Below are 13,070 nucleotides of genomic sequence, written 5' to 3' on the forward strand. Positions count from 1 at the left end.
ACACACACTCTTCACACGGTTACCCCGCGCGGCCCTACCCCGGTCCGGCCCGTACTCCCTAGCTTGTCCCCACACCCGGCGGTCCCCGCCGGTGCGGACGCGCCCAGGAGGACGACATGGCCCAGGATCCATCGGACTACCTGGAGCGACGCCGGCTGCGGACCGGGGCGGCGGGCTGGGTCCTGCTGGCCGGGCTCGGCGTCAGCTACGTCATCTCCGGCGACTACTCCGGCTGGAACTTCGGTCTCGCCCAGGGCGGGTTCGGCGGGCTGCTGATCGCCGGTGTCGTCATCGCGGGCATGTACTTCGCGATGGTGCTGGGCATGGCCGAGCTGTCCTCGGCGCTGCCCGCCGCGGGCGGCGGCTACACCTTCGCCCGCCGCGCGCTGGGCCCGTGGGGCGGTTTCGCGACCGGCACCGCGATCCTCATCGAGTACGCCATCGCCCCCGCGGCGATCGCCACCTTCATCGGCGCCTACGTCGAGTCGCTCGGCCTGTTCGGGATCACCGACGGCTGGTGGGTCTACCTCGCCGCCTACCTGCTGTTCATCGGCATCCACATCGCCGGCGTCGGCGAGGCGCTCAAGGTCATGTTCGTGATCACCGCGATCGCCGTGCTGGGGCTGCTGATCTTCGCCGTCGCCGCGGTGCCGCTGTTCGACACCGCCAACCTCGTCGACATCGCGCCGACCGCGGCCGCCGGGGCGTCACCGTTCCTGCCCTTCGGCTACCTGGGGATCTGGTCGGCGGTGCCGTTCGCGATCTGGTTCTTCCTCGCGCTGGAGGGCGTCCCGCTGGCCGCGGAGGAGGCACGCGACCCCGAGCGGAACGTGCCCCGCGGGATCGTCGCCGCGATGCTGGTCCTGCTCGTCACCGGGGCGCTGGTGCTGGTGCTCGCGACCGGCGCGCTCGGCGCACAGGCGCTGTCGGAGTCGGGCAACCCGCTCGTCGAGGCGCTCGGCGGGTCGACCGCCGGGGTCGTCGTCAACTACGTCGGACTGGCCGGGCTCGTCGCGAGCTTCTTCTCGATCATCTACGCCTACTCCCGCCAGACCTTCGCCCTGTCGCGCGCCGGGTACCTGCCGCGGGTGCTGTCGGTGACCAACGGCCGCAAGGCCCCCACCCTCGCCCTGATCGTCCCCGGCGCGATCGGCTTCCTGCTCTCGCTCACCGGGCAGGGCGCGGTGCTGCTCAACATGGCGGTGTTCGGCGCGGCCCTGTCCTACGTGCTCATGATGGTCAGCCACATCGTGCTGCGCCGGACCGCGCCGGAGATGCCGCGGCCCTACCGGACCCCCGGCGGCGTCGTCACGACCGGGTTCGCGCTGGTCGTCGCCGTGCTCGCCGTCATCGCGACGTTCCTCGTCGACCCGGTCGCGGCGGGCGCGACCCTCGGCGCCTTCGCCCTGTTCATGCTCTACTTCGCGCTCTACTCCCGACACCACCTGGTCGCCGCGGCCCCCGACGAGGAGTTCGCAGCGCTGGCACAGGCGGAGGCCGAGCTCACGTGACGATCCGCAGGGCCTCCGTCGGGGGGCACACCCACGAGTTCGCGGACCTGCGGGCGCTGCTGGCCGCGGCCACCCCGGAACGCTCCGGGGACGTGCTGGCCGGTGTCGCCGCCCGCTCGGAGTCCGAGCGCGTGGCCGCCCAGACGGTGCTCGCCGACCTGCCGCTCGCGACGTTCCTGACCGAGCAGGTCGTCCCCTACGAGGACGACGAGGTGACCCGGTTGATCGTCGACTCGCACGACCGCGCGGCATTCGCCCCGGTCGCGTCGATGACCGTCGGCGGGTTCCGCGAGCACCTGCTCGACCCGACCACCGACACCACCGCGCTCGCGCCCGGCCTGACCCCGGAGATGGTCGCGGCGACGGCCAAGCTGATGCGGCTGCAGGACCTCATCGCCGTCGCGCGACGCACCCCGGTCGTCACCGCGTTCCGCTCGACGGTCGGGCTGCCCGGCACGATGGCCACCCGGCTGCAGCCCAACCACCCCACCGACGACCCGGCCGGGGTGACCGCGTCCATCGTCGACGGGCTGCTGCTCGGCTGCGGCGACGCCGTCATCGGCATCAACCCGGCGACCGACTCACCGCAGCGCACCACCGACCTGCTGCACCTGATCGACGAGGTCCGCACCCGCTACGACATCCCCACCCAGTCCTGCGTACTCGCCCACGTCACGACCTCCATCGAGATCATGGAGCGCGGCGCCCCCGTGGACCTGGTGTTCCAGTCCGTCGCCGGCACCGAGGCGGCGAACACCGGGTTCGGGGTGACCCTGGCGATGCTGCGCGAGGCGCACGACGCGGCGCTGTCACTGGGCCGGGGCACCGTCGGCACGAACTGCATGTACTTCGAGACCGGGCAGGGCTCCGCGCTGTCCGCCGACGCCCACCACGGCGTCGACCAGCAGACCCTCGAAGCCCGCGCCTACGCCGTGTGCCGGGCGTTCGACCCGCTTCTGGTCAACACCGTCGTCGGGTTCATCGGGCCGGAGTACCTCTACGACGGCAAGCAGATCACCCGGGCCGGGCTGGAGGACCACGTGTGCGGGAAGCTGCTGGGGGTCCCGATGGGCGTCGACGTCTGCTACACCAACCACGCCGAGGCCGACGCCGACGACACCGACGCCCTGCTCACCCTGCTCGGCGCGGCCGGCTGCTCGTTCGTGATCTGCGTGCCCGGCGGCGACGACGTGATGCTCCACTACCAGTCGCTGTCCTTCCACGACGCGCTCTACGCCCGTCAGGTGCTGGGCCTGCGACCCGCCCCCGAGTTCGAGGGGTGGCTGTCCACCATGGACATGCTGGCACCGGACGGACGGCTCAAGGAGCTGGCGCCGTCCGCGGTCCGGGCGCTCACGGCGGGTGTGCGGTGAGCGGGTCCGATCCGCTGGAGCTGCTGCGGGCCTCCACCCGGGCGCGGGTGGCACTCGGGCGGGCCGGGGACGCGCTGCCGACCGCGCGGCTGCTGGAGCTGCGCGCCGCGCACGCCGCGGCCCGCGACGCCGTGCACACCCCGCTCGACGTCGACGCGCTCACCGACCGGATCGCCGCGCTCGGGGTGGACACGCTGCGCGCCGCCGGGGCCCCGGCCGACCGCACCGAGTACCTGACCCGGCCCGACCTGGGCCGCCGCCTCGCCGACGACACCGACCTGCCGCGCGGGGAGCACGACGTGGTGCTCGTCGTCGCCGACGGGCTCTCGCCCCGCGCGGTCGCCGAGCACGCCCCGGGGATGCTCGCCGAGATCCTCGACCGGCTCGACGGGTGGCGGGTGGCGCCGGTCGTCGTCGCCACCCAGGCCCGGGTCGCGCTCGGCGACGAGATCGCGACCGCGGTGGGGGCGCGGCACGTCGTCGTGCTCGTCGGGGAGCGGCCGGGGATGAGCTCGGTCGACTCGCTCGGGTTGTACTTCACCTACGACGCCCACCGGGGCCGCCGCGACTCCGAGCGCAACTGCATCTCCAACGTCCGCCCGCCGCACGGCACCGGCTACGCCGCGGCCGCGACCACGCTCGCCCTGCTGATGAGCGAGGCGCGGCGGCTCAAGCTGTCCGGGGTCGCGCTCAAGGCCGATCCGGCGCTGCCCCCGGGTGCTCCGGACGGCTGAACAGCGCGGGCCGCTTCTCCAGGAACGCCGCCCATCCCCTCCGCCCGGTCGCGCGCCTGCCGACCGCGGTGCCGACGCCGGCCTCACCGGCAGCGGCGTCGACGAGCCGCAGGTCCTCGACCACGAGCTGGGCGGCGAACCCGCCGGTGAGGTCCCGGTTCGCCGGGCTGGTGGGAGGTCACCGAATGCCACTCACCTCCCTGCGCGCCTTTCCGTCGTAGTGCGCGACAGGGCGGATCAGGACGTCGTGGGCGGCCTGTTCGATCACGTGCGCGGTCCAGCCGCTGATCCGCGACATCGCGAACAGGGCGGTGAACAGCGGGGTGTCGAACCCCATGAGGTGGAACAGCGGACCCGCGGCGTAGTCGAGGTTGGGGCGCAGCCCCTTCTCCCGGAGCATCGCGCCGGCGAGGACCTCGTAGTGCGCCATCAGGTCCCGGCCGCCGCGCAGCTCCGCGACCCGTCGCATCTGCGTGTGCAGTGCGGGCACCCGCGAGTCACCGCGCTTGTAGACCCGGTGGCCGAAGCCCATCACCCGCTCGCCGGCCTCGAGCCGGGCGGCCAGCCAGTCGTCGACGTGGTCGGGGTCGCCGATCTCGGCGAACTGGGTCATCACCGCCTCGTTCGCCCCGCCGTGCAGCTCGCCCTTGAGCGCGCCGAGCGCGGCGACGACCGCGCTGTAGAGGTCCGACCGGGTGGAGGTGACGGTCCGGGCGGCGAAGGTGGAGGCACTGAAACCGTGGTCGGCGTAGAGGATCATGGCGATCTCGAACGCCCGCACGACCTCCGGTTCGGGGACCTCCCCGAAGGTCATGTGGAACACGTTCTCGGCATGGCCGAGGCCGGGGTCCGGTGGGATGGGGTCCAAGCCGCGGCGACGCCGCTGGTCCAGCGCGACGACCGTCGGCAGCACCGCGAGCAGCTCCACGGCCTTGTCCGCACTCGCGTCGGTGGAACGGTCCGCCGTCGCGGGGTCGGCGGCGCCGATCAGGCTCACGGCGGTGCGCAGCACGTCCATCGGGTGGCAGTCGGTCGGCAGCGACAGCAGCATCGCCTCGCACGCGGGATCCAGCGACCGCAGCGACCGTTCGCGACGCTCCAGTACGGCGAGCTCGGCCGCGTCCGGCAGTTCGCCGGTCCACAGCAGGTGCGCCACGTCGAGGAACGTGTGGCGCTCGGTCAGCCCGGGCGCCGGGTAGCCGCGGTAGAGCAGCACGTTGCGGCAGGGGTCGACGTCGGAGATCGACGTCGTGTCGGCGACGACCCCCACCAGGCCGCGCCGGACGTGGGTGTCCCTCGGGTTCTCGGTCATCGGTGTCCTCCTCCGGCGGGAGCCGCGGCGCGGTCCCGGGTGCGGTCGCCGCCGTGGGCTCCGGGCGGGAGCGCGCCGGCGGGACCTCGTGGTGTTCCTGCGCCGCGCGGGTCCCGGCGGCCACGGTCGGTGGCGGCCGGGGCCCGCGGGCCGGTGACGGGGTGGATCACGACGTCCATGCCGAGAGCGGCGAGCTGCGTGACGGTGGGCAGCAGGACGGGGGTCGGGTCGCCGCCGGTGACCGTGGTCGCGGTCACGAGCAGCGGGACGGCGAGGGCCCCGCGCAGGACCGTGTACGCGGTCCGCGACACGGGCGCCTCGACGACGATCACGTCCGCGCCGGCGCCGACACAGGCGCGGGCACGGTCGATGGTCTCGATCAGGCCGCCGGCGGCGCCGGCGGTGGTACGGACCCCGATCAGGAGGTCCGGGTCGCGGCGGGCCCGCACGGCGGCGCGGACCCGGGCCGCGACGTCGTCGGCCGCGTGGTCGGTGGGATCGGTGTCGTCGAGGTGCACACCGGACGCACCGGCGGCCTCGAACCGGGCGACGTCGTCGGCGTCGCCGGCACCGCCCAGGTCCACGAGGACCGGCAGTGGGGTGGCCCGCACGATCCGCGCGGTCAGTGCGACCGGCTCCTCCACGCCCGCGGTCGCCGCCGTCACGTGGACGCCGTCGAGGCCGAGTGCGGCGACCTGGCGGGCGGCCGCGGTGGTGGTGACGGTCTGGAAGCGCAGCGGTCGCGCCCCCGGCCGGGCACGGCCGAGTGCCGCGCGCAGCCCGGTCCGCCTGCGGACCGGGGGGACGTCGGTCTGCAGCATCAGCGCACCCGTTCAGCCGTGGAACTGCTCGGACTCGGTGGACCCGGCCAGCGCCGTCGTCGACGACTCCGGGTTGACCGCGGTGGAGACCGCGTCGAACCAGCCGGTGCCGACCTCGCGCTGGTGCTTGATCGCGGTGTAGCCGTCGGCCTCGGCGGCGAACTCGCGCTCCTGCAGCGCCACGTAGGAGGTCATGCCGTTCGCGGCGTAGCCCTTGGCCAGGTCGAACATCGAGTGGTTGAGCGCGTGGAAACCGGCGAGGGTGATGAACTGGAACGCGTAGCCCATCGCGCCCAGCTCACGCTGGAAGCGGGCGATCGTGTCGTCGTCGAGGTGCTTGCGCCAGTTGAACGACGGCGAGCAGTTGTAGGCGAGCAGCTGGTCCGGGAACTCGCCCTTGATCGCCTCGGCGTACTTGCGCGCCAGCTCCAGGTCCGGCACCGAGGTCTCCATCCACAGCAGGTCGGAGTACGGCGCGTAGGCCAGACCGCGGGTGATGCAGGGCTCGATACCGCCGGTGACCCGGTGGAAGCCCTCCGCGGTGCGCTCGCCGGTGAGGTAGGGCCGGTCCCGCTCGTCGACGTCGGAGGTGATCAGGTTGGCGGCCTGGGCGTCGGTCCGGGCGACGAGCACCGACGGCACGTCGGCGATGTCGGCCGCGAGCCGCGCCGCGTTCAGCGTGCGGACGTGCTGCGAGGTCGGGACCAGCACCTTCCCGCCCAGGTGCCCGCACTTCTTCTCCGACGCGAGCTGGTCCTCCCAGTGCACGCCCGCCGCCCCGGCGGCGATCATGGCCCGCATCAGCTCGAAGGCGTTGAGCGGACCGCCGAAGCCCGCCTCGGCGTCGGCGACGATCGGCACCAGCCAGTGCGGGTCGTCCCCGCCGTCGGCGGCCGCACGGCCCTCCAGGGTGCTGATCTGGTCGGCCCGCAGCAGTGCGTTGTTGATCCGGCGCACCACCGACGGCACCGAGTTCGCCGGGTAGAGGCTCTGGTCGGGGTAGGTCTGCCCGGCCAGGTTGGCGTCGGCGGCCACCTGCCAGCCGGACAGGTAGATCGCCTCCAGCCCGGCGCGCACGCTCTGCACCGCCTGGTTGCCGGTCAGCGCGCCGAGTGCGTGCACGTAGTCGCGCTCGTGCAGCAGCCGCCACAGCCGCTCGGAGCCCAGACGGGCCAGGGTGTGCTCCTCACGGACGCTGCCGGCCAGCGCCACCACGTCCTGTGCGGTGTGCCCGCGGGTGGTCCCGGCCCAGCGCGGGTCCTGCGCCCACTGCCGCTCCAGCTCGTCGATCCGCTCCTGGCGATGGGTCCCGGTCATGTCGTGCTCCTCTGCGAAGGTCTCGTCCGTGTCCGCGCTCACGGCCCCGCCGGTGGTGACCGGAGGGTGTGGCGATCTCCCGAACGGGGTGCGACCAGCATCGGAGCCGGAACCGGGGTCCGGCGACGGTGGCGAGCTGCCAACTCCTGCGCATCTTCCGGCCGGATTCTGCGAAGGTTGCGAAGGGTGTGCTCGGCTACAGTCCGCGACATGGCGACGTCAGGCATCCCGGGGACCCGGCTGCGCGCGCTGCGCGAGACCCGTTCCATGAGCCAGGCCCAGCTGGCCCGCACCCTGGAGATCTCGCCCAGCTACCTCAACCAGATCGAGCACGGCTCGCGCCCGCTGACGGTGCCGGTCCTGCTACGGATCACCGAGGTGTTCGGCGTCGACGCGGCGTTCTTCGCGGCCCGGCGGCCCGAGCGTCTCGTCGCCGAGCTGCACGAGGTGTTCGCCGAGACCACCTCGGCCGCCGGGTCGGTCCCGGTGGGCCAGATCGAACGGCTGGCCGCGGAGCTGCCCTCGGCCGCCGACGCGGTGCTGGAGCTCTACCGGCGCTGGCGGCGCGCCGACGAGCATCTGGCCGCGGCGGCCGACGGCCCGCGCGACGGCAGCGACCGGGTCCGGTCGGCGTCCCCGCACGAGCAGGTGCGCGACTACTTCTACCGGCGCCGCAACCACGTCGCCGAGCTCGACGACGCCGCCGAGTCCCTGGCCACCGGGATCGGGGTCCGGCGCGGCGAGGTGCGGCGCGCGCTGGCGGAGCGGCTGCGCAGCGTGCACGGCGTCGGCATCGCCGGCCTGGAGGACGACCGCGGCGGCGCCGGCGAACTGCACCGCTACGACCCCGTCGACCGGGTGCTGCGGCTCTCGCCCACGCTGCGCGCCGGACAGCAGGCGTTCCGGATGGCGACCCAGCTCGCCCTGCTGGAGCACGACGACACGATCGAGGCCCTCGCCGCGCAGGAGCCCGTCGACGCCGACACCCACACACTGACCCGGATCGGCCTGGCCCGGTACTTCGCCGCCGCCCTGACCCTGCCCTACGGCGAGTTCCGCACGACGGCGGAGACCTTCCGCTACGACATCGAGCGCCTGTCCGACCACTTCGGACAGGGCTTCGAGACGATCGCGCACCGGCTGTCGACGCTGCAGCGACCGTCGGAGCCCGGGGTCCCGTTCTCGTTCGTGCGGGTGGACCGGGCGGGGAACATGTCCAAGCGCCAGTCCGCGACCGGCTTCCACTTCTCCCGCGGCGGCGGGACGTGTCCGCTGTGGAACGTCTACCGCGCCTTCGCCTCCCCCGGCGAGATCGACGTGCAGGTCGCGGCCATGCCCGACGACGCCCGCTACCTCTGGGTCGCGCGCACCGTCACCGGCTCGCAGCGCCGCTGGGGGCGGCCGGGCAAGACGTTCGCGATCGCGCTGGGCTGCGAGCTGCGCCATGCCCACCGGCTCGTCTACTCCGACGGGCTCGACCTCGACAACCCCGCGGCGGCCACCCCGATCGGCGCGGGGTGCCGGGTCTGCAGCCGGACCCGCTGCCCGCAGCGGGCCTTCCCGCGCCTCGACCACGCGACCCAGATCCTGGAGGACCGCAGCACCTTCGTGCCCTATCCGGTGTCGGCCGGCGGCTGAGCGGCCCGGGCCGCCACCGCCGCCAGCCCCCGCAGGACGGGGCGTAGCTCGTCGAGAGTCAGCCGGGCGGGCTGGACGTGGCAGAGCAGCTCGGTGGCGTGGGGCAGGCACGGGTCGGCGGCGAGCGCGGCGAGGACCTCGGGGCCGGTCCCGGCGTGGACGTTCCCGGCGGCGAACCAGGCCGACGGGTCGTGCCCGCGCCGGGCGACGTGCGGGGCGAGCAGGGCGTGGACGGCCGCACGGGACGCGCCGGGCAGCACCGGCCGCGACAGCCCCACCCGGGCTCCCCCGGCCGCGCGGAACCGCCCGAGCAGCCGGGCCGAGCGGTGGTCGTCGGGGCCCGCGGGCCCGGAACGGCGACCGGACAGCAGCCCCAGGCCGTGCCGGACCGCCGTGTCGACCCCGCCCGCGGACGACGTCGCCAGCCACACCCGGTCCCGCAGCCCCGGGGCCGCCGGCGTGACGGCACCGGTCAGCGCGTCGACGGCCTCGTCGAGCCGGGCGTACCGCTGCACCGGGTCGGCCCCGAAGGCCTCCGACACCCCCGGGTCCGACCCGGCACCCAGCCCGAGCTCCAGCCGGCCACCGCTGAGCACGTCCACCGTGGCCGCGTCCTCGGCGAGCCGCAGCGGGTGCTCCAGCGGCGCGACGACGACGGCCGTGCCCAGCCGGATGCGCGCGGTACGGGCCGCGACCGCGGCGAGGACGACCAGCGGCGAGGACACGTGGCCCTGCTGGGCGCCGAGGTGGTGCTGGGCGACCCAGAACGAGGAGAACCCGAGCTCCTCGGCGAGCACCGCGAGCCGGACGGTGTCGTCCAGCTCGGACGCGGCGTCGCGGGGACCCGCGCCGTGGGTGAGCACACCCCATCTCACACCAGACACTATGGACATCTGAGCAGGTTTTCATACATTGGTCCGGTGTCCCGACCCCGCCTCCGCGCCGCGATCGCCGCGCTCACCGCCCTCCTGCTGACCGGCTGCGGTGCCGCGGTCACCGACGCCCGCACCGCGGGCTCCCCGGCCGCCGGGTTCCCCGTCGTCGACGACAACTGCGGCGTCACCACGACCTACCAGGCGCCGCCCACCCGCGCGGTCACCCTGACCTCGAACGCCACCGAGCTGCTGCTCGAGCTGGGCGTGGAGCGGTCGATGGTCGGCACCGCGTACCTGAAGAACCGGCCGATCGGCGAGCGCTACGCGCAGGCGTACGCCTCCGTCCCGGTGCTCGCGCCGGGTCAGCCGTCGCTGGAGCAGCTGCTCGCGGCCGAGCCCGACTTCGTCTACTCCGGCTACCCGGACGGCTTCTCCGAGTCGAACGGACACACCCGCGCCCGGCTCGCGGAGCTGGGGATCGACACGCACCTGAACCCCGAGTCCTGCCGCGAGGGGCGCTCCGGGTTCGAGGACCTGTTCGGGGAGATGACCCGCATCGGGGCGATCTTCGGGGTGCCGGAGCGGGCCGGACGCAGCGTCGACGCCCTGCGCACGCGGCTCGACGCCGTCGCCGAGCGGCTGGGGACGGTCGAGCCGGTCGACGTGTTCGTCTACAACAGCGGCACCGACGCCCCGCGCACCGCGGGCGGGCGGGCCCTGCTCACCGACATGATCGAGCGCGCGGGCGGCCGCAACGTGTTCGCCGACCTCGACCAACGCTGGGGCGAGGTGTCGTGGGAGCAGGTCGCGCGGCGCGCCCCCGACGTCGTCCTGATCTACGACTACCTGGACCCGAGCGTCGAGTCGAAGATCGCCACGCTGCGGGCGACCCCCGCGATCGCCGGACTGCCCGCGCTGACGCGCCCCTTCCCCACCGTCCCGCTGTCGGAGGCCCAGCCCGGCCCGCGGTCGGTCGACGCCGTCGAGCGGCTGGCCCGCGAGCTGCACCCCGACCGGTTCCGGTGACCCGGCGGGAGCAGCTCGTCGCGGCGCTGCGCCCGGACGGTCCGCTCCCCGCGGCCGGGCCCACACCGCGCGGCACCGCCGGGCACGGCCGTGTGTCGACGACGGCGGCGGTGGCCGTCCTCGGCGTGCTGCTGGTCCTCGCCGCAGGCCTGGCCCTGACGACGGGATCGGTGTCGGTGCCGTGGTCGCAGACCTGGCGGATCCTGGCCCACCGGCTCGGTGGCACCGCCTTGGTGTCCGACCCGGACTGGTCCCGGGCCGAAGACCTGATCATCGCCGACACCCGGCTGCCCCGGGTGCTGCTCGCCGGGCTGGTCGGCGCGGCGCTGACCGTGGCCGGGATGGTGCTGCAGGCCGTGGTCCGCAACCCGCTGGCCGGTCCGGGCGTGATCGGGGTGTCGTCGGGCGCGGCGACCGGCGCCGTCGTCGTCATGCGGTTCGGACTGCTCGGTGCGGGGGCGCTCACCCTCAACGTGGCTGCCTTCGCCGGAGCGCTGCTCACGCTCGCCGTCGTGCTGGCGGTCGCCCGCTCGGCCGGGCGGATCACCGTGCTGCGGCTGATCCTCGGCGGGGTCGCGGTCGGGTCGGTGCTGTCCGCACTGACCAGCCTGCTGGTGCTCACCGCGCCGAGCCCGACGCTGGCGTCCCAGGTCCTGTTCTGGACTCTCGGCGGGTTCGGCGCCGCCCGCTGGGACGTGCTGGTCGTCCCGGCCGCCGTGCTCGCCGCCGGGGTGACGGTGCTGGTCTCCCGCTCCCGCGACCTGGACCTGCTGCTGGCCGGCGACGAGAGCGCCGGTGCACTGGGGCTCGACGTGCACCGGTTCCGGCAGGCGATGTTCGTCGTCGTCGCGGTCCTGGTGGGGGTGACCGTCGCGGTCAGCGGGGTGATCGGGTTCGTGGGCCTCATGCTGCCGCACGTGGTGCGGTTCCTGGTCGGTTCCGGGCACCGGCGGGGCCTGCCGGTCGCGGTGCTGGTCGGCGCGCTGTTCACCGTGCTCGCCGACCTCGTCGCCCGGACCGTGGTCATCCCCGAGGAGCTGCCGGTCGGCATCGTGACCGCCCTGGTCGGCGGGCCGTTCTTCGTGTGGCTGCTGCGCCGCGACGGCCGCAGGCAGGACGCCCGATGACCCCGCTGGAGATCCGCGACGTGCACGTCGTCGCCGGGCGGGCGACCCTCGTCGACGGGGTCTCGCTGTCGGTCGGGGCAGGTGAGGTCGTCGGGCTGCTCGGCCCGAACGGCAGCGGCAAGTCCTCGCTGCTGCGCACCGTCTACCGGGTCGGGGTCCCGGCGTCCGGCTCGGTGCTGGTCGACGGCTCCGACGTCCGGAGCCGCCCGGCCCGGTGGGTTGCGCAGCGGGTCGGGGTGGTCCTGCAGGACATGCCGTCGGACGTCCCGCTCACCGTGCGCGAGGTCGTCGCGATGGGGCGCTCGCCGCACAAGCGGCCGCTGGCCGCCGACGACCCCGTCGACCACGCCCTGGTCGGCTCCGCCCTGGAGCTGCTCGACCTCACCACCCTGGGCGGGCGCCGGTTCGCCACCCTCTCCGGAGGCGAGCGCCAACGCGCCCTGGTCGCGCGGGCGCTGGTCGGACGGCCCGCGCTGCTGGTCATGGACGAACCGACCAACCACCTCGACGTCCGCCACCAGCTGGCGCTGCTGGAGCTCGTCCGCGACCTGGGCCTGCCCACCCTGGTGGCGCTGCACGACCTGAACCTGGCCGCGCGCTACTGCGACCGGCTGTGCCTGCTCGACGGCGGCCGGGCCGTGGCGACGGGATCCCCCGCCGAGGTGCTGACACCCGAGCGGATCTCCGCGGTGTACGGCGTCACCGCGACGGTGCTGGACCATCCGTCGGCGGACTGCCCGCTGGTCGTGCTCTCCCCCTGAGGACACCCCGGACCGCCCGTGATCGACGGGCCGTCCGGGGTGCGGGGACCCAGGCGACGACGGCGCTGTAGAGGTCCGACGGCGTCGAGGTCACCACGTGCGGTGAACAGGCACGAGACGCGGCTGCCCATCGGATCCCCGCAGGACATCTACGGCCACGCCGACGTCCTGCGGCGGACGGTCGCGAACTACGTCGGCTGACGACGCGGGGCTGCCCGCTCGGCGTAGAGCGCCCGTGCGCGACGACCCGGCCCGTCGCGCACCGCGACCAGGTCGTCGGCGTCCCCGGCGGCGGGGCCGGTGGCCGTGCGGACGCGGGTCAGCCGCTGACCCGCGGCTGGACGTCGGTGGGCCAGTCGTCGCCGCCCGCTCCCGTCCGCACCTCCTGCCGGGTCGTCCCGTCCCGCGACGGGCCGGTGGACGCCGTGTCGGCGTCGGCGTACTGCTCCCGGATCGCCTCCTGCGCCGAGGACGGCAGCTCGTGCAGCATCGCCTGGACCCGCTCCCGACGACGGTGCACCGCCTGCCGGTCCGGCATCCCGGTCGAGGCCACGAGCTGCGGCTTCATCGGCGGG

At 74.5% G+C, this 13,070-nt stretch carries 11 protein-coding genes and 1 pseudogene; 7 read left to right on the plus strand and 5 right to left on the minus strand.

Annotated features, from left to right (window positions below; all coding sequences use genetic code 11):
* The first annotated feature begins 116 nt into the window (after window positions 1-116).
* From eat to eutC, 3 genes are read left to right on the plus strand one after another with little or no spacing between them, the layout of a single operon-like run.
* The gene (gene eat / locus ND486_RS23765) at window positions 117-1,511 is read left to right on the plus strand and encodes an ethanolamine permease (RefSeq protein WP_251786670.1); all 1,395 of its coding nucleotides are present in this window, start codon (window positions 117-119) and stop codon (window positions 1,509-1,511) included.
* Window positions 1,508-2,884, plus strand: coding sequence for an ethanolamine ammonia-lyase subunit EutB (locus ND486_RS23770; RefSeq protein WP_251786671.1), 1,377 nt, complete (start codon window positions 1,508-1,510; stop codon window positions 2,882-2,884). The genes eat and ND486_RS23770 overlap by 4 nt, the downstream gene beginning before the upstream one ends.
* Complete coding sequence (eutC, locus tag ND486_RS23775) at window positions 2,881-3,618, plus strand: ethanolamine ammonia-lyase subunit EutC (RefSeq protein ID WP_251786672.1); 738 nt, start codon at window positions 2,881-2,883, stop codon at window positions 3,616-3,618. The genes ND486_RS23770 and eutC overlap by 4 nt, the downstream gene beginning before the upstream one ends.
* Window positions 3,619-3,796: 178 nt before the next feature.
* Here eutC and ND486_RS23780 read toward each other — a convergent pair whose 3' ends face one another.
* From ND486_RS23780 to aceA, 3 genes are read right to left on the minus strand one after another with little or no spacing between them, the layout of a single operon-like run.
* A complete protein-coding gene (locus tag ND486_RS23780) occupies window positions 3,797-4,930 on the minus strand; it encodes a bifunctional 2-methylcitrate synthase/citrate synthase (protein ID WP_251786673.1) in 1,134 nt (377 codons plus the stop codon).
* A complete protein-coding gene (locus tag ND486_RS23785; protein WP_251786674.1) occupies window positions 4,927-5,751 on the minus strand; it encodes an isocitrate lyase/phosphoenolpyruvate mutase family protein in 825 nt (274 codons plus the stop codon). Before ND486_RS23785 ends, ND486_RS23780 begins: the two co-directional genes overlap by 4 nt.
* Window positions 5,752-5,763: 12 nt before the next feature.
* Window positions 5,764-7,068: an isocitrate lyase gene (gene aceA, locus ND486_RS23790; protein ID WP_251786675.1), complete on the minus strand. Its 1,305-nt coding sequence runs from the start codon at window positions 7,066-7,068 to the stop codon at window positions 5,764-5,766.
* 210 nt (window positions 7,069-7,278) lie between these two features.
* Here aceA and ND486_RS23795 point away from each other — a divergent pair, with 210 nt between their 5' ends.
* Window positions 7,279-8,706, plus strand: coding sequence for a short-chain fatty acyl-CoA regulator family protein (locus tag ND486_RS23795; RefSeq protein WP_224401749.1), 1,428 nt, complete (start codon window positions 7,279-7,281; stop codon window positions 8,704-8,706).
* Here the strand turns inward: ND486_RS23795 and ND486_RS23800 are convergent.
* Window positions 8,682-9,581, minus strand: a complete 900-nt coding sequence (locus tag ND486_RS23800) for an LLM class flavin-dependent oxidoreductase (RefSeq protein WP_251786676.1) — start codon at window positions 9,579-9,581, stop codon at window positions 8,682-8,684. The genes ND486_RS23795 and ND486_RS23800 overlap by 25 nt on opposite strands.
* Window positions 9,582-9,626: 45 nt before the next feature.
* On the opposite strand from ND486_RS23800, the gene ND486_RS23805 reads away from it, so the two are divergent.
* The 3 genes from ND486_RS23805 to ND486_RS23815 are packed head-to-tail and all read left to right on the plus strand — an operon-like array spanning window position 9,627 to window position 12,495.
* Window positions 9,627-10,607: an ABC transporter substrate-binding protein gene (locus ND486_RS23805; protein ID WP_251786677.1), complete on the plus strand. Its 981-nt coding sequence runs from the start codon at window positions 9,627-9,629 to the stop codon at window positions 10,605-10,607.
* The gene (locus ND486_RS23810) at window positions 10,604-11,734 is read left to right on the plus strand and encodes an iron ABC transporter permease (RefSeq protein ID WP_251786678.1); all 1,131 of its coding nucleotides are present in this window, start codon (window positions 10,604-10,606) and stop codon (window positions 11,732-11,734) included. Before ND486_RS23805 ends, ND486_RS23810 begins: the two co-directional genes overlap by 4 nt.
* Window positions 11,731-12,495: an ABC transporter ATP-binding protein gene (locus tag ND486_RS23815; RefSeq protein WP_251786679.1), complete on the plus strand. Its 765-nt coding sequence runs from the start codon at window positions 11,731-11,733 to the stop codon at window positions 12,493-12,495. Before ND486_RS23810 ends, ND486_RS23815 begins: the two co-directional genes overlap by 4 nt.
* A 319-nt stretch (window positions 12,496-12,814) precedes the next feature.
* Here ND486_RS23815 and ND486_RS23820 read toward each other — a convergent pair.
* Window positions 12,815-13,070 (minus strand): annotated as a pseudogene (locus ND486_RS23820) (ABC transporter ATP-binding protein); the annotation flags it as partial.

Source organism: Pseudonocardia sp. DR1-2 (genome assembly GCF_023717215.1).
In the GTDB taxonomy this organism is placed as follows: domain Bacteria; phylum Actinomycetota; class Actinomycetes; order Mycobacteriales; family Pseudonocardiaceae; genus Pseudonocardia; species Pseudonocardia alni.